We start from the raw sequence: 17,354 nt of genomic DNA, 5'->3' as shown, positions 1-17,354 counted from the left end.
CATGTCACGCAAGCTCCTGCTTTTGACGTCCGCGCTGGCGGCGTCCGCAGCCTTCCCCGCTTATGCCGACCAGGCGTTCAACCGGATCGCCACCTTCCCGGTCGCAACCAATCTGCCGGCTGGCGTCGACGCCGCGACTCTGACCTCGTCGGAGATCATCGCCGCGACCGAAGACGGCATGACGCTGGTCTACTCCGACAGCCCGCTCGGCGCCGTCGGCTTCATCGACATCACCGACGCCAAGGCGCCGAAGGCTGCCGGTATCGTCAAGATCGAAGGCGAGCCGACTTCCGTTACGGTCCTGGGCGGCAAGATCTTCGCCGGCGTCAACACATCGAAGACCAAGCAGGAGCCTTCGGGCAACCTGACCATTATCGACCTCGCCTCCAAGGCAATCGACGCCTCCTGCGATCTCGGCGGCCAGCCGGACTCGGTGGCGCTGAGCAAGGACGGCAAGTTCCTCGCCATTGCGATCGAAAACGAGCGCGACGAAGAGCTGAACGAAGGTGCGCTGCCGCAGCTGCCGGCCGGCAATCTGAAGATCGTCTCGTTGAAGGACGGTACCGCCGACTGTGCGTCGATCAGGACGGTCGACCTGACCGGTATCGCAGCGGTTGCGCCGGAAGATCCGGAGCCGGAATTCGTCGCCTTCAACGAAGCTGGAGAGATCGCCGTCACGCTGCAGGAAAACAACCACATCGCGATCGTGGATGCAGCCTCGGGCAAGATCGTCTCGCATTTCTCGGCGGGCGAAGTGACGCTCGAAAACGTCGACACCAAGAAGGACGGTGCTCTGAGCTTCACCGGCAAGGTCGAGAACGCTGTGCGCGAACCCGATGCGGTGAAGTGGCTCGACAATGATCGTCTCGTCGTTGCCAATGAAGGCGACTACAAGGGCGGTGCGCGCGGCTTCACCATCTTCTCCAAATCAGGCGAAGTGCTCTACGAGTCCGGTCCATCCTTCGAATACCAGGCCGCCGCCGCCGGTCACTATCCCGACGGCCGCAACAAGAAGGGTATCGAGCCGGAAGGCCTGGAGTTCGCCCAGTTCGGCGGCCAGAAATACATCTTCGTTGCCGCCGAGCGGGCGTCGCTGATCGGCGTCTACAGAGACACCGGCAAGGAGCCGGAATTCGTCCAGCTGCTGCCCTCGGGCATCGGCCCCGAGGGCCTCGTCGCCATCCCGCAGCGCAACCTGCTGGTCACCGCCAACGAGACGGATCTCGGCGAGGACGGCCTCGCACGTTCGCATGTCATGGTCTATGAGCTCGGCGAAGGTGCAGCCAACTATCCGCAGATCGTGGCAGCTCCCAACGAAGACGGCACGCCGCTCGGCTGGGGCGCACTTTCGGGTCTCGCCGCCGATCCCAAGGAAGCCGGCAAGCTCTATGCGGTGTCGGACTCGGTCTACCGCTCGGCGCCGGCGATCTTCACCGTCGATACCACCAAGAGCCCTGCCCTGATCACCGCAAAGACCGTCGTCACGCGTGACGGCAAACCGGCGCAGAAGCTTGATCTCGAAGGCCTGGCACCGGATGGCAAGGGCGGCTTCTGGCTCGCCTCCGAAGGCCGTACCGACAAGCTGACCCCGCACGCCATCTTCAACGTCAACGCCAAGGGTGAGATCAAGGAAGAAATCGCGTTCCCGGCCGAGCTGCTGGCGCACGAGACCCGCTTCGGCCTCGAAGGCATCACCACGCTTGGCGAAGGCGACGACCTGACCCTGGTCATGGCGATCCAGCGCGAATGGGCAGACAACCCCAAGGGCCAGGTCAAGCTCTTGGCCTACAAGCCCAAGGACAAGGAATGGTCGGCGGTCCGCTATCCGCTCGACAAGACCGAGAAGGGCTGGGTCGGACTGTCGGAGATCACCGCCCATGACGGCAAGTTGTTCATCGTCGAACGCGACAATCTGATCGGCCAGGAGGCAGTCAACAAGCGTCTCTACTCGGTCGCGCTCGAAGGTTTTAAGCCGGCCAAGCTCGGCGGTGAGCTGCCGGTGGTGGCGAAGACGCTGGTGCGCGACCTGGTGCCGGATCTCAAGGCCGCGAGCAACGGCTACGTCGTCGACAAGGTCGAAGGTTTTGCCATCGATACGTCGGGTGAGGCCTTTGTCGTCACCGACAATGACGGCGTCGACGACTCCTCGGGCGAAACCCTGTTCATTCGTCTGGGCAATATCGCAGCGGTCAACTGATCGGATGACGTCAGTCGAAACGAAAAAGCCGCGGCATCGATGCCGCGGCTTTTTCTGCTGTCCGGCGTTGCGGAGGCTGGATGGTGTTCGTTCAATCGATCTGCAGGACCAGCGCCGGATGCAGCTTCTTCAGGTTCGGCAGCGACTTCGACTGCCATGGGATCTCGGAGCTGCCGCGCACGACGAGTTGCACATCTGGGTGTTTGCGCACCTCGATGGTGAACTTGGCCAAAAGGTTGATGCCGGATGAGTTGAGAAACTCGAGGTCGGTCAAGTTGAGTGTCATCGTCTCAGGCTTTTCAGCCAGAATGGCGGTCATGACAGCCAGCACCGGCGCATAGGCTTCGGAGCCGGCAAGCCGCATGGAGCCGTCGAAATAGACATCGCTGTTTTCGGTCCAGACGCGATAGTCATCGGTTCTTACTTCCATGTGCGCTTTCATTCTTTCCTAGTGAGTCTGCGAGATCGGGATCGTGGCGTAGGTCTCGACGTGCACCCGGTTGCTGGACTCAACCGGGCTGAAGATCCATGCCAGTCTGGCGCCATAGTCGCTCATCAGCGTCAGCAATCCAAGCCCCGAGCCGGTAGCATCGGGGTCGGCGGCATTTGCCTCGATTTGCTGGATCAAAAGGTCGCTCGGATCACCTATTGTAATCTGGGAAAGGAGCCTCTGAAACGTCGCCGCAGTCTTGTCGGCGACGACGTTGGAAACCTTCACCTTGAAGTTGTCGGAATCCATCGATGCTTCGACGATGATCTCACCCGGCTCGCGAAACTTCACTGCATTCTCGATCAGTTCGTTGACCAGATATCCGATGCTGTGACGCACTTCCTTGTAGTCGCTTCGCGACGCGTGAAAGGGCAGTGCGAAAAGATCGGCAATGAAATCCGAAGTCGTTGCGCAATGGTGCCATTTCAGGTCCAGTGGCCCGTCAAACAACCTGACGCGGCTGATGTTGTCGCGCATGCCCATCGCAATGTCGGCCGGTCCATACATAGTTGTCATGTGCTCACCTATGCCTCATGACGACGAGTGTAATATCGTCGTGTATCTTCCGTGTGCCGATATACGCCATCAGATCGTCGACAATTCCGGTCTTGATCTCTTCGGCGCTGCCGCCATAGCGCGAGCGTGCACTTTCGCTGAGCCGGTCGAGCCCGAACAGCTTGCCACCTGATCCCTCCGCCTCGGTCACGCCGTCGGTGTGGAGAATGATGACGTCGCCACTGCTGAATGGGATGTTGCGTGTCCCGACGAAGGGTGAGATGTCGCGTTCGAGGCCGACCGGCAGGCCGAGGTCGAGCGTGTCGATCCGCTCGACCTTGCCCCCGTCGCGGACGACAAGAACTTCTTCATGCTGGCCCGACAAGACCAGGCGCTCGTCTTCATAGTCGAGGAAAGCGAGCGACAGGTGCTTGTCCGAGTTGGTGCGTTCAAGGTTCTTGAAGATGGCGCGGTTCAGCCGGTCGAGGAATTGCCGGGGATTGTCCTCGCCGGTCTCCTGCAATGCGCGTGCGACCGACTGCACCATCAACATCAGCACGCCGCTCTCGAGGCCGTGTCCGGTGACGTCGCCGATGCCGATCTTCAGGCGATGGCCGTCCTGCAAGACGTCGTAGTAGTCGCCGCCGACCTCGTCTGCCGGCCGCATATAGGCCGCGATCTCGATGCCGGGGATCAGTGCCAGTTCGCGCGGCTTGGGCAACACCATCATCTGGATCTGGCGCGCGACGTCGAGTTCGGCGCCGAGACGGACGTTTTCGCTGCGCAGCTTTTCGTTGAGCGTCGAGATTTCGACATTGGCGTCTTCGAGATCCCTGGTGCGCGCGTCAACCAGCTGCTCGAGGTTCTCTGTGTGGAAGCTGATCTGCTCGGCCATGCGGTTGAAGGCCACACCGACCTCGCCCACCTCATCCTTCGACGGGATGTTGACGCGGACGGAATAGTCCTTTGCCTGCAGCCTCCTGGCGCCAGCTGCAAGCGCGCTGAGGCCTGCCGTGATGCGCTTGGACAAGCCAAACACTGCGGCAAACACGATCATCAGTGAAACGATGATGGCCAGGAGCTGATAAAGCAGAATCCGGTTGGTCGCCTTCGAAATGCTGTCCTGCGCTGCAAACAGCGCAGCATAGATCTCGCGCTCGGGCACGACGATGCCGACCGACATCGCCTGTTTTTCGATAGGCCCGGTGGTCCATAGGTTTGTCGGCTTCAGCCCCTTCAGGACAACGATGTAAGGGACGTCCTCCCCGTCCTTCTGCAAGAGGACATGCTGAATCGCACCGTCATTGCTGCTGTCGAGGTCGAGGGTTGCGATCGCTGGTTGGGTGCTGGCACGCAGAGAGCGCTCGAGGCCGGTAACCCCGTCCGTGCCCTTTTCATTTGAGGAAACCAGCCCGATCGTCGCTTCGCTCTTCGCGTTGATGGCGACCACATTGCCGTTCGGCATCGTGAGGAAGCCGAAACCCGTTTCGGCGATCTTGACGTTCTCGACGATCTCGGCGAGCTGGTCGAGGGTGATATCGGCGCCGGCGGCACCTGCCACGCCCGTGCGGTCGCGCGTCCACAGCGGATGGAAAAAGCTGACGATCAGCTTGCCGGTGATCGCGTCGGTATAGGGCGCGGTCTGGGTGATGTCGTTGTCAGGGATGAAACGCGACGCCGGATCGAGCGCCCATTTCTGCCACGAGCCATAGATGCCGGGGAAAAAGAACTCCCAGAATTCCGAATTGTTGTGGCCGGGATAGAGGCGATCGAAGGTCTGGGCCTGGTCCGTATAAGGCGCCGTCCTGAAGATCGGGCGCTCCTTTGGGCCAATGTAATACATCTGCAGCTTTGACGAACCGCTGGTCAGCAGGCTCGGCGCGACGAGGTCGAGCACCGCGCTGTTTTCAATCTCATCCTGGACCGCCGGCAGCGGCTTGTGGTCGGGGCCAAGCAGGTAACCCCAGACGCTGACCACGGAAGGTGCGCCTGGCAGGTTCTGCGCCCACTGTCCCTTGGTGTCATAGACCACATTCACCGAGGCTGCGGCCTGGTTTGCCAGCGTGGCGCCGACCTGCTTCTGCCGGTCAGGGTCGTCGATCTGCCCTTGTATGACGCCGGCAAGCGTCTTGACGTCGGCATGGACCCGGTCGAGCAACAGGTCGACCCGCGACGCCGTCGACTCGGCATATGAGCGGATATACTCCTGGTTTGCCGTCGTCAGGCCGGCGCCGACCTCGGAGGTCGCGTCCTGGGACAGCCGCTGCACGTTCCATAGCGCCAGGCCGCCGCTCATCAGCAGGTCGAACAGCACTGCTCCGCCCACCACCAGGACGAACTTCGCGCGGAAGGAATGCAGTCCGAAACGAGGGGTGTCCTGCATGTCCGTGCTCATAGTGGCTTCTGCCCTGAGGCAGCCCAGATTGGCCAACCGGCATACCCCTTCGGGTGGAGGGCGGCCGAGATGTGGTCCTTGAACCCTTGCCTGAACTGCTTGATGAACTCGCTGGAATCGCCGCGCTTGACGGCCATGTCGCCGGCATAGACGTCTTCCCATGCCGCGATCATGTCGGCAAAGTCCTTCGGATCGCCGTCGAGATTGGTGACCATGAACTGTTCGACGCGGATGTCGTCGAAGCCAGCATCGGCCAGATAGCGCCGGCTCTTGGGCCCGAGCTCGACGTCCATGTCGAAATGTTCGAACAGTTTGGCTACCTCGGTGTAGGTCCAGCGGATGCTTTCGCCGCGTGGTTCGCCCAGGCAGTGCGAGTTCTTCTCGTTGGTGATGTAGACCCGGCCACCCGGCTTGCAGATCCGGAACAGCTCCTTGAGGATTTGCGCCGGACGATTGAAGATCTGCAGCGAGTGCCGGCAGGTGACGAGATCGAACTGGTCGTCATCGAGCAGCATCTCGGAGGCATCGCCATAGGTGTATTCGATGCCGGTGATGTCGAACTCGCTGGCGACGTTGCGGGCGTAGGCCAGGCTCGACTTGGAGTGATCGAGGGCGACGATCCGCGACGGCTCGAACTCCTTCTGCACCAGCACCGCGAAATCACCGATGCCGCAGCAGATGTCGGCCATGACGATGCCCGGCCGCATGCCGTGACGCGGCAAGATAGAGCGTTCGTGACGCCAGGTCATCTTGGTCTGGGTCCGCAGGATGGGAATGAACCCACCCTCTTCTAGGAAGCTCTGGCCGGGGTAGAACTCGCTGTCATATTCCTCGACGGTGATACCCGGCTCGATCTTGCTGAGACGGCCGAATTTGCGCGTCGTCCAGCCGACGACGCTGGAGGTAATGACGACAAATCTCAGGTCCGGCCTGACCCGGCAGGCGTCGATGATGACGCGTGAAAAGGCATGGAACGCAGTGTTGTTCATCTGCGCGAGGCGTCTGACGTTGATGTAAAGCACGCCGCGGACGCTTTCGATGGATTCTTTCAGCAGGCCCAGGCTGGGCGCCAACTCGTCAATCGTTTGCGGGCGTACCGACCCGGCAAGCGAGAATTCCTGGTTGTTCAGGTCGAAATGCGCCTTGAAGCGCCCTGAAATACTGGAAGGGGCAGGGTGCGCAGTCAATTTGCCAGGCCCCCGAGCGGGAGGTCGACAACGATCGTGACCGTATCGGCATCAACCTCTTCAAGCCGAAGCGTGGCGTTGTAGTTGACGGTCAGTTCGAGAAGCATCACGTCGCGGCTGGGCGCGACATCGCCTGAAAGCGAACTCAGGTAACGCGCCTGCCGGTCGGCACCCTGGACCCGCGCAATGGCATCCTCCAGGAAGGTGTGCTCTTCCCGGCTGCAGGCAAACGTCAACTCGATCCGGTCGGTCTCGCCCAGGCGAGACAGCCTGCACTCGAGTGCTCCCCCAGAATGACGCGTCCTGAAAGTGACCTCCAGCAATTCATTCAGTGCGGACGAAAAGAGATTGGAGAAAAGAACGGAGTCTGGTCTGTTATGGCTGATAGTACGCGCAAGGTAACTCGAAATGTAGTCGCAATGCGCCCAATTCGAAAGGAAAGATGCGATCTCCATGTCGACCTGGATCATCGTGCGAAAACTTGGTTCCGCATTCGCATCTTTCGTAGGCATGTCACCCTCTTACCGTTCTGGCCGTGCAACAGGGTTGCTCGGCTTATCTGCGGTGTCCGGCCCGAAGTCGGTTCGCCGTCACACTATGCGTATGTATGGCCTTCTTCGCTTGCCCCGTCGAGGCAAGCTTGCAGGGTGTTGCCTGTCGTCATGATCGGTCTTGTTCTTGCGGCGCCTTCTGTTCCGCCGGCGGGCGGTCCGCAAACTCACCCGTCGCGTCCGCCCCCATCGGCCGCCCCAGGAAGTTGCCCTGCAAGCAATCGCAGCCCTCTTCGATCAGCCAGTTTGCCTGGCCGGCCGTTTCGACCCCTTCCGCGGTGACGCTGATACCCAGGCCGTGTGCCAGGCTCATGACGGACCGGACGATGGCCTGGCTCTTGCGGTCGGCCACCAGGTCCTTGATGAAATACTGGTCGATCTTCAGTGTGTCGAACGGGAAATTCTTGAGATAGCTCAGCGACGAGTAGTGCGTGCCGAAGTCGTCGAGGGAAATCCGGATCCCCAGGACGTTCAACGTGTTCAGCGTGTCGAGATTGTCGACTGTCTGCTCCAGCAGCACCGTTTCGGTGATTTCGAGCTCGATGCGGTCGGCGCGGATGCCGACCTTGTCGATGATGTGCGCCACGGTGTCGGTGAGCGAGCCACTCAGGAACTGCGCCGGCGACAGGTTGACCGCGACGTTCATGGACGATGGCCAGGTCATTGCCTGGCGGCAGGCCTCCTCGAGCACCCAACGGCCGATGTCGTCCATCAGGCCATCGGCCTCGGCGATCGGAATGAAGACGTTGGGCGGGATGAGGCCAACCTCGGGATGGTGCCATCGCAGCAGCGCCTCGAACCCGACTACCGTCGATGGCGGGCGGATGAGCGGCTGATATTCGAGATAGAGTTCCTGCCGTTCCAGGGCCATACGCAGGCTTCGCCTAAGGTTCTCCCGTTGCTCCAGAAGCAGCATCATCGAGCGATTGAAGGTGCGGGCGCAGCCACGGCCGTCGCGCTTGGCGGCGTAGAGGGCGATGTCGGCCGCCTTCATGAGCTCCTCGCTCTCGGCGCCGTGCTGCGGGCCGAAGGCGATACCGACACTCGCGCCGACAAACAGCGGGATGTCGTTGATGACGAAGGGCGCCTTGAAGGAATCGACGATCGCCTGAGCCAGCCGTTCGGCCGCCATGGGCTGCTGCTTGTTGGCCTGGATCACCGCGAACTCGTCGCCGGCATATCTGTAGGCCGCATCGCCGTCCTGGAGCGCGCCGCGGATTCGATTTGCCGCCAGCTGCAGCAAGGTGTCGCCAGTGCCATGGCCAAGCGTGTCGTTGACCGACTTGAAGTCGTCGAGATCAATCTGCAGCAGCGCCGACTTGTCCCGGGAATCGCCGCTTTCCGCCAGAACCTCGTCCAGGCGCTCGCTGAAGCGGCGGCGGTTCTGCAATCCGGTCAGCGCATCATGTGTCGCCTGATGCTGCAGAAGTTTGACGCGATCGGCTTCCTCGGTGGCAGCGCGGCCGTCATGACCGGTTTCCGCTGTCTCGATGATGCCGACGCCGTCGGCCATTCCGAAACAGAAAACCACTCCCGCCGGCTGGCCCGACAGCGCCTTGAGCTTGATTCGCGTCGACGAGCCATCGCGCGCGGCGAGCTGCATTGCCGCGCGAAGCTCGTTTTCGCCAAAGTTCGGATAGATCTCCCACGCCACCGCGCCCGGGGTCATGGCGTTTCCGCGAATGCTCTTCAGTCGGGCCGAGCAGTCGGTCAGCCGGAATTCGTGGTCATAAAACGATACGAGATCGGTGGTGTTGGCGAGGAAACCTGCAAGGCGTGCATCGCGGGCCATCGAGAGGTTCGAGGGCCCCTGCCCTCCGCCTCTTTTGTCCCCAGCCTTCGGATACCCAAACCAATTCCAAAAGCGGTACAAGTCCGCATCTCCTTACCGCATGACGTAAAGTTAGCACAGCGGAACAAGGGCTTGCAAACGGCTGGCGAGCAAACTCCACAACCATCCATGGCGTCTGCGGATGCGCGACATATCGCTAACAAATGCAGAATAGCTTGCTTGCCGCTGTTGCGAATTGCCGCTTCCGGCTCACAAAGCAGGAAGCTGGAAGGAACTGTTAACCACTCGCTTCCTATTGCTCGGGAGACGTTTCATCAGCGAGTCTTGAGCATGGGAAGCACGCGTTTGCCTCGAGTGAATTTTTCGAACCAAGCCTCGCACGATGACGGCCCGGATCGCCTGGAAAACAAGGGGGACAGGACGCAGCTGCCGTCGGCAACCGACGGTCCCGGCTGGCAGGATTATTTCTTCCTGGCGCCCAATGTCCGCTTCACCCGCACGCCCGATTACGATGCCGCCAAACGCCAGGCCTATGAGGCGGCAGAGGCTGCACACAATGAAGCGCAGGCGAACGCCGCAACCAGCCAGCCGCAGATGGCCGAGCCGGTGGCATCTGCACCGGTCGCCAGCCCCGCCCCAGCAAGGCCGGCAACCGTGACGACGGGGGCCCAGGTCGTTGAGGCCCTGCAGGCGCAGATCGCCAGCAGGATTGCAGTGCAGGCGGTTCAGGCACCCTCGCCAGTGCCAGTCACCCCCATGCAGCCCGTCGCCACACCAACGCAGCCGCCAGCCAGATCCGCCGGCGCCGGTGAGGTTCCTGCGGCCCAGCAGAAGAAGGCCCGCTGGTCCTATCTTTCCGATCATGCATTTTTTGAATTGATGGCTCCGCACGCGTCAGACGGCCCTTCGCCGGCAGCGGTGGTCGTTGCGCCGCGCCAGGCCCCGGCGCCGGTCCGGGTGGCCCAGACACCGGTCGTCACACGGCAAGTCGAACTGTCGGCTGCGGAACTCACGGCCCTGTTTCGGGTGATCGAGTGCATTCCGACCCAACAGGTCAGCACGGCGCCTGCGGCGCCAGCCAACTCAAATGAGGCGAAGATCGAAGTTCCCGCGATCGCCGAGCCAGCTCCGGTCATCGCAACCGCGTCAGAGCCAACCAGGCCGGAGACGGTCAACATCACCATTGCCGAGTCGCAGGCCTCCGTCCGCCCGGTGTCGCCCTTGCCGCTGATGGGCAAGATCGTGCCGGCGACCACCGGGGAAGCCTATCAGCTTCCCTCCGAAGAGTTGTTGCAGCTGCCGCCGGCAGGCCAGGGCTTCTACATGTCGCAGGAGCGGCTGGAGCAGAACGCCGACCTGCTGGAAAGCGTTCTCGAGGACTTTGGCGTGCGTGGCGAGATCATCCATGTTCGCCCGGGCCCTGTTGTGACGCTCTACGAATTCGAGCCGGCGCCGGGCGTGAAATCGTCGCGCGTGATCGGCCTTGCCGACGACATCGCTCGCTCGATGAGCGCGATCTCCGCGCGTGTCGCGGTCATCCCCGGCCGCAACGTCATCGGAATCGAACTGCCCAATGAGACGCGCGAGACGGTCTATTTCCGCGAGCTGATCGAATCGGACGGCTTCCGCAACACCGCCTGCAAGCTGGCGCTCTGCCTCGGCAAGACGATCGGCGGCGAGCCGGTCATCGCCGAACTCGCCAAGATGCCCCATCTGCTCGTCGCAGGTACCACCGGCTCGGGCAAGTCTGTCGCCATCAACACCATGATCCTGTCGCTGCTCTATCGGCTGAAGCCGGAAGAGTGCCGCCTGATCATGGTCGACCCGAAGATGCTGGAGCTCTCCATCTATGACGGCATCCCGCATCTGCTGACGCCTGTCGTCACCGATCCGAAGAAGGCGGTCACGGCACTCAAATGGGCAGTGCGCGAGATGGAGGATCGCTACCGCAAGATGGCGCGGCTCGGCGTGCGTAACATCGACGGCTACAACGAGCGTGCCGCGATCGCCCGCGACAAGGGCGAAACGGTGGTGATGCAGGTGCAGACCGGCTTCGAGAAGGGCACCGGCGTGCCGCTGTTCGAGGAGCAGGAAATCGACCTTGCCCCGATGCCCTATATCGTCGTCATCGTCGACGAGATGGCCGACCTGATGATGGTCGCCGGCAAGGAGATCGAAGGTGCGATCCAGCGCCTGGCGCAGATGGCACGTGCCGCCGGCATACATCTGATCATGGCAACCCAGCGACCCTCGGTCGACGTCATCACCGGCACCATCAAGGCCAACTTCCCGACCCGCATCTCGTTCCAGGTGACGTCCAAGATCGACAGCCGCACCATCCTTGGTGAGCAAGGCGCCGAACAACTGCTCGGCCAGGGCGATATGTTGCACATGGCCGGAGGCGGCCGCATCGCCCGCGTCCACGGCCCGTTCGTCTCGGACGCCGAGGTCGAGCATGTCGTCAATCACCTCAAGGCACAGGGACGTCCCGAGTATCTCGAGACCGTCACCGCCGACGAGGAGGACGAGGTGCCGGACGTCGATGACAGCCCGGTCTTCGACAAGGGCTCGGTCGCTGCCGAGGACGGCGATGCAATGTATGACGAGGCGGTGAAGGTGGTGCAGCGCGACAAGAAGTGCTCGACTTCCTATATCCAGCGCCGCCTCGGCATCGGCTACAACCGTGCTGCATCTTTGGTCGAGCGCATGGAAAAGGAAGGCCTCGTCGGCGCGCCGAACCATGTCGGCAAGCGCGAGATCATGGCCGGTCGCCGTGACCACGCGCAGACAAATGACGATCAGGAGTGATCGCAGGCCTGGTTGAAAGACGGGGCGGTGTGAACCGACCCGTCCTTGCTCGCGGCTACTTGATGGCCTGCAGCTTGTCGATGGCGGCGGTGAAGCCCGCCAGCGACACCGGGATCGCCACCGCCTTGCGCGTGACCGATTCCATGCCAACGTTCAGATTGGTGCCTGCCTTCATTGCCGTGATCAATTCCGGCGTCAGTGGTGCCGCGGCATAAGCGCCGTTCTGGTCGCTCGTCTGAATCGCGACGGTCACCTTCTCACCCTGGTCGATCTGGTAGGACGCGCCGGAGGGCAGGAACAGGCCATGCGGCAGCGCAAGCAGCATGGCTAGGCCGCCTTTGTCGTTTTCCTTGCGAATAGTGACCGTCAACACACGCTGACCTGTCTTCGACTCGGTGAGGTTCTGCGACACCTGGCATTGTAGTTCGTTGATCGTCGCACCGCTGGCGCAGTTGACTGCCCAGGGATTGGCGTCGGCCGGCTTGGCGTCTGCGGGCTTGGCTTCCTGCGCGAATGCGCTGCCGGCAAACAACAGTCCGACTGCGGCGGCCATCATGTTGATGATGCGACCTTGCTTTGTTGTTCGCGTGAACGTGGAGCGCATATTGCTTGCCTTTTCTGGGAAATCGACTTGGTGAACTGCGCGAAACTTATGCGCAAACAATCATATTAGGTGTTGCTTGACGGCAACATCTTTGTTTTTTGTGTGTGTACACGCGTTGGTAGCAAAGACTCCTCTTGCAAGTGCCGGGCATTGGCAGATCAATCGCAGCAACCAAGAACGCCCCCCTTGGATGGATGATCTATGCATTCGCGTTTGTTCCTGCCCGGAAACGCAAGACAAGCAGTGTCTAATGTACCGCCCGCGACCGCGACGCATGTTTCGGTCGAGTATAGGCTGTCGCGCAGCGCTCGGGGCTTGTTGCGGACGTCCGCCCTTTCAACGATCGCGTTGGCCTTGTCGGGCATGGCGGCCTTTGCCGAGGAAGGCGGGCTGTGGCAGCCGCAAGTGCGCGCCATCATCGGCGCCAACAATGACGGCGCCACCGCGGCGCTCGAAGGTTTCGTTCCGCTCAAGCAGACAGCCGAATCGGTCCTGTTCCTCGATGTCAGGGCCAAGCACGATTTCGAGGACGGTTTTGGCCAGGACTTCGGCATCGGCATCCGCCGGATCGTCAATCCGGACCTGATGCTTGGCGGCTATGCCTACATCAACACCCAGCGACAGGACGGACACCAGTTCACCGGCGCCACGCTGGGTCTCGAAGCGATCACGACCAATTTCGACGCGCATGTGAACGTCTTCCTGCCGATCAGCGGAGACCGGGCAGAACAATCGACCAGCTCCAGTCTGTCGATGGTCGGCAACCAACTGCTCGAGCAGATATCGGTCATCGACCGGCGCAATTATGCCGCATGGGGCATCGAGGGTGAGATCGGCGCGCAGGTGCCGGTCGAGCTGCCCGAGAACCATGCGCTTCGGCTCTCCATCGGCGCCTACCATTTCGGCGACCCCGACGGCGATGACGATAGCATCACCGGCGGCAAGGCGGCTTCGAATATCAGATCGGCGACGTCTTCGGCAGCGGCGCGTCCCTCGCCTTCGCCGGCGAGGTGCGCAACGACAATCGCGACGATACGCAGTTCGCCGGCAGCGTCAGGCTGACGATCCCGTTCAATGCGGGCGGCGAGGCCCAGGGTGACGCCGAGGGACCGGAGCCGGTCTATGCGGTCAGCGAAGGCTTGCGCAAGCGGGTCAACGAGCGCTCCGCGGCGACATCGGTGTCCGTATCGAGGGTGGCGAAAAGCTCGTCGGCTCGTCGACGCGGGTGGCGATAAACGCCGCCACGGGCTCGGCGTTCGGCAAATTCTTCTCGCCGACGGCGCCAACACGCTCGGCTCGGTACGTTAGGCGATCCGACGACCCTGGATGATGCCGTCACTGATGCGGGCGCCAACGGTTTTGTCGTCGTGCTTGGCGGCAGCGGCAACCTGCTGACGGCGGGCGTGACACTGGCCAACGGCCAGACGGTCATCGGCGGTGGTGAGAGCGTCACCGCCCAGCTGTTCGGCGGCGGCACCGGTTCCTACAATCTCGGCGGCAGCAACGGCACTATCGCCGGCACAAACGCCGGCAACAACGTCATTACGCTCGGCAACGGCAACACGCTCCGGGGCATCACCATCACAGGCGGTGCCGACGGCATCTTCGGCAACAACGTCAACGGCGCGACCCTGACCAGCGTGACCGTGAGCGGCGCCGGCGGCCATGGCGCCAACTTCACCGGCACGTCGACGGCATCAAGGGTTCCAATTTCACCTCGACCGGCAATGGCCTCGATGGCCTGCACATCGTAGGCAACGGCACCTACAATTTCACCGGCACCACGCTGCTGCAGGACAATGGCGACGATGGCCTGGATATTGCTGGCCAGGGCACCTACAGCTTCGCCATCCTGAATGCGCAGGGCAATGCGGACGCCGGCATCTACGTCGCCGGCACCTCCGTTGCGGGCAGCTTCACAACCACAGGCGGCACCGTTTCGGGCAATGGCGGCATCGCCGTCTTCATCGACCCGATCACGGCCCATGTGACCCTGAATTCGATCAGCCATACCGGCGGCACGTCGGGCGTGGTGCTCGACAACTCGCCGGCAGCTTCACCGTCACCGGCAGACGACGATCTCGAACACGTCTGGCCGGCGATCGACATCGTCAATTCGCCGGCGTCGATCCGTTTCGGCGACATCAGCATCACCAATCCGGGTGGCGACGGCATCTCCTTTGCCGGCGTCAATGCCACTGTCGTTGCCGGCAACATCGTCATTTCGGGTCTGGGCCTCGGCACCGGTCTCGATTTCTCCGGCAGCAGGACGAATTTCACCGCCCAGTCGGTCGACATCACAGGTACCGGCGCCGGATCGATCGGCATCGATCTCGCCCAGACCGTCGGCGGCTCGACGATCGTCATCACCAATGGCGGCGTCATTGCCAATGTCGGCACCGGCGTCCGCCTCGGTATCTCCGGCTCGCTGGTCAATTCTGCAAATGCCCAGTTCACATTCGGCGGCGGCTCGATCTCGGGCGTCACTGCGTCGCTCGACGCGCGCGGCCTCAACCAGACGCTCGGTAGCTATGCCTTTGGATCGACGACCTTCGTCGGGCCGCAGCTCTTCGACGCCCAGAATCTGATCTTCGTCGGCGCCTCGGCCACCGGTTCGGGCACAGGCTCGTCGCTGCTGGACCTGGCCTCGATCGCCACCGCCGATGCCAACACCGACGGCACGGCGATCTTCGTGCTGGTCAACCGTGGCACGGACATCAACGACGCCGACGGCTTCTCGCTCAGTGCCGGCCAGACACTTGCTTCCTTCGGCAACGGACGACAGTTCTCGCTCGGCGGCGTGCCGATCAACGTGACCGGCGCCAACGTCCAGCACAGCACCACCATATCGGACGCCGGCGGCGCCGCGACACTGACAAACACCGGTGGCGGCGACACGGTCACATTGGCCAACAACACGTCGCTGCTCGACTTCAACTTGTCCAATGCAGGCGGCGGCAACGGCATCTATGGCAACAACGTCACCAACGTCGCACTGACGGGGCTGACGATTTCGGGTGCCGACCTCAATGGTGTACTGCTCGCGGGTACCAGCAGTGTCACGGGTTCCAACCTGACGTCGTCGGGCAATGGCGGTGCCGGTCTCTCGCTCCAGGGTGGTGGCACCTACGCCTTTACCGGCACGACCACGCTGACCGGCAATACGGGTAGTGGACTGCTGATCGGCAGTGGCTCCGGCAGCTACAGTTTCGACACGCTCAACGCGACGGGCAACGGCTCCAGCGGCGTCGTTGCCACCGGCACGTCGGCGGGTCTGCTGACGATCGACGGCGGAACCATCTCCGGCAATGCATCTTCCGGTTTCGACACCACAGGCCTCGGCCTCGATGTCACGCTGAGCAGCCTGAGCCAGACCGGTGGCGCGACCGGCATCAACCTCAACGGCGTTTCCGGAAGCTTCGCCGTTTCCGGCACGACGACGACTTCCAACACCACCAGCCACGGTATCTCGATCGTCAGCAGCTCGGCGACGGTCGGCTTCGCGGGCGCAGTCACGATCAGCAATGCCGGCGGAAGCGGCATCCTGCTCGACGGCAACTCGGGCGCAGTTGGCTTCGCCGACGTGACGATCAGCCAGCCAAGCGCCAATGGCATCGACGTCCAGGGCGTCAACGGAACGATCAATTTCCAGAACATCGACGTTACCGGCGTCTCGGCTACCGGAACAGGGCTCGACCTGTCGGGCAGCAGCTCGACCTTCACGGCAACGACGCTCGACATTGCCGGAACCGGCGGCACCTCGACGGGTATCGACCTCTCCGGCACCTCGGGCGGCACCGTCACGATCGGCAGCGGCGTTATTTCGGGCGTCGGCACCGGTGTCCAGATGGGCCCCAATGGGGCGATCGGCGCGACTGCGAACACCACTTTCTCGTTTGGCGGCGGCTCGATCACCGGCACTGTCGCCTCGCTCGATATGCGCGGGCTTCTGGCCGGCAGTGGCACCTACGCCTTCGGCACGACCGCTCTGGTCGGTCCGCAACTGTTCGACACGGCCAATCTGATTTTCGTCGGATCGTCCAACACCGGTTCGGGCAACGGTTCGAGCGTCAACGACCTCATCAACGCCGCCGCCGCCGACGACCTGACTACTGACGCCAACACGATCTTTGTCTTCGTCAAGTCTTCGGCACTCGATCTCATCAACACTGACGCCGATGGCTTCACGCTTGCCAACGGCCAGTCGGTGGTGTCCTTCGCCAATGGCGCGACGGTCGACCTGGGAGCGCCGCCTGCCAACGTCACCGGCGCCAATGTCGTCACCGGCGCGACCCAGGTGGATCCCTTCGGCCATGGTGGCGCGGTTCTCAATAACGCCGCCGGCAGCGCCATCAACCTAGCCAATGGCAACCTCGTCCAGAACCTCACCGTCAGCAATGGCGGCTCGGGTGCTGCCATCGACGGGACGAGCATCTCGGGCCTCAATGTTGCCGGCGTCACGATCGCCAGCGCTGTTACCGGACTCGACCTGACCGGTGCTGCCGGCGCGATCGGCGTGCAGAACCTTGCTATCCAGTCTGCCCAGACCGGCATCCTGCTGGCCAACACGGCTGCCACCGTTACCTTCACCGGCGCCAATACGATCGGCAGCGTCAGTGGCACCGCACTGTCGTTCAACAATTACAGCGGCACGGCGACCTTCGCCAATCTCGACATTTCGGGCGCATTCACCGGCATCAACATCGCCGGCGGCTCCACCGGCACGATGAGCTTCGACGCGGCGAGCTCGATTGCCAACAGTGCCGGCATGGCGTTCAACATCGATAGCTCGACGCCCGACCTGACCTATAACGGCACCATCAACCACAGCAGCG

Annotated in this window: 11 protein-coding genes; 4 read left to right on the top strand and 7 right to left on the bottom strand. The window is 62.4% G+C overall.

The features are described from left to right. The first annotated feature begins 1 nt into the window (after window position 1). Complete coding sequence (locus SLT36_RS29410; protein WP_432288586.1) at window positions 2–2,197, top strand: esterase-like activity of phytase family protein; 2,196 nt, start codon at window positions 2–4, stop codon at window positions 2,195–2,197. Between the two features lie 91 nt (window positions 2,198–2,288). Here SLT36_RS29410 and SLT36_RS29405 read toward each other — a convergent pair whose 3' ends face one another. The 6 genes from SLT36_RS29405 to SLT36_RS29380 all read right to left on the bottom strand — a co-directional run bounded on the left by SLT36_RS29405 (window position 2,289) and on the right by SLT36_RS29380 (window position 9,107). After that, entirely contained in the window at window positions 2,289–2,627 is a 339-nt protein-coding gene (locus SLT36_RS29405; RefSeq protein ID WP_182574733.1) for a slr1659 superfamily regulator, read from the bottom strand. Between the two features lie 18 nt (window positions 2,628–2,645). Then, window positions 2,646–3,203 carry a slr1658 superfamily regulator gene (locus SLT36_RS29400; RefSeq protein WP_432288584.1) on the bottom strand — a complete coding sequence of 186 codons (558 nt, stop codon included), beginning with the start codon at window positions 3,201–3,203 and terminating at the stop codon, window positions 2,646–2,648. Window positions 3,204–3,207: 4 nt separating this feature from the next. Continuing rightward, on the bottom strand, window positions 3,208–5,565 hold the full coding sequence (locus tag SLT36_RS29395; protein ID WP_432288583.1) for a SpoIIE family protein phosphatase: 2,358 nt from the start codon (window positions 5,563–5,565) through the stop codon (window positions 3,208–3,210). 8 nt (window positions 5,566–5,573) lie between these two features. Next, on the bottom strand, window positions 5,574–6,764 hold the full coding sequence (locus SLT36_RS29390) for a methyltransferase domain-containing protein (protein ID WP_432288581.1): 1,191 nt from the start codon (window positions 6,762–6,764) through the stop codon (window positions 5,574–5,576). Further along, window positions 6,761–7,276, bottom strand: coding sequence for a ubiquinone biosynthesis methyltransferase UbiE (locus tag SLT36_RS29385; protein ID WP_432288579.1), 516 nt, complete (start codon window positions 7,274–7,276; stop codon window positions 6,761–6,763). Before SLT36_RS29385 ends, SLT36_RS29390 begins: the two co-directional genes overlap by 4 nt. A 148-nt stretch (window positions 7,277–7,424) precedes the next feature. Further along, window positions 7,425–9,107: a putative bifunctional diguanylate cyclase/phosphodiesterase gene (locus tag SLT36_RS29380; RefSeq protein WP_432288577.1), complete on the bottom strand. Its 1,683-nt coding sequence runs from the start codon at window positions 9,105–9,107 to the stop codon at window positions 7,425–7,427. A gap of 330 nt (window positions 9,108–9,437) precedes the next feature. On the opposite strand from SLT36_RS29380, the gene SLT36_RS29375 reads away from it, so the two are divergent. Continuing rightward, entirely contained in the window at window positions 9,438–11,915 is a 2,478-nt protein-coding gene (locus SLT36_RS29375; RefSeq protein WP_432288576.1) for a DNA translocase FtsK, read from the top strand. A 55-nt stretch (window positions 11,916–11,970) separates the two neighbouring features. Here the strand turns inward: SLT36_RS29375 and SLT36_RS29370 are convergent, their stop codons facing one another. Next, window positions 11,971–12,519, bottom strand: a complete 549-nt coding sequence (locus SLT36_RS29370; protein ID WP_432288575.1) for an invasion associated locus B family protein — start codon at window positions 12,517–12,519, stop codon at window positions 11,971–11,973. Window positions 12,520–12,882: 363 nt separating this feature from the next. Here SLT36_RS29370 and SLT36_RS29365 point away from each other — a divergent pair, with 363 nt between their 5' ends. Together SLT36_RS29365 and SLT36_RS29360 are read left to right on the top strand one after the other, a co-directional pair. After that, window positions 12,883–13,581: an inverse autotransporter beta domain-containing protein gene (locus SLT36_RS29365; protein ID WP_432288574.1), complete on the top strand. Its 699-nt coding sequence runs from the start codon at window positions 12,883–12,885 to the stop codon at window positions 13,579–13,581. A gap of 305 nt (window positions 13,582–13,886) precedes the next feature. Beyond that, window positions 13,887–14,273 carry a hypothetical protein gene (locus SLT36_RS29360; protein WP_432288572.1) on the top strand — a complete coding sequence of 129 codons (387 nt, stop codon included), beginning with the start codon at window positions 13,887–13,889 and terminating at the stop codon, window positions 14,271–14,273. The last annotated feature ends 3,081 nt before the right edge of the window (window positions 14,274–17,354 follow it).

The organism is Aminobacter sp. BA135 (assembly GCF_050859125.1).
In the GTDB taxonomy this organism is placed as follows: domain Bacteria; phylum Pseudomonadota; class Alphaproteobacteria; order Rhizobiales; family Rhizobiaceae; genus Aminobacter; species Aminobacter ciceronei.
This window is presented reverse-complemented; position numbering and strand designations above follow the sequence as displayed.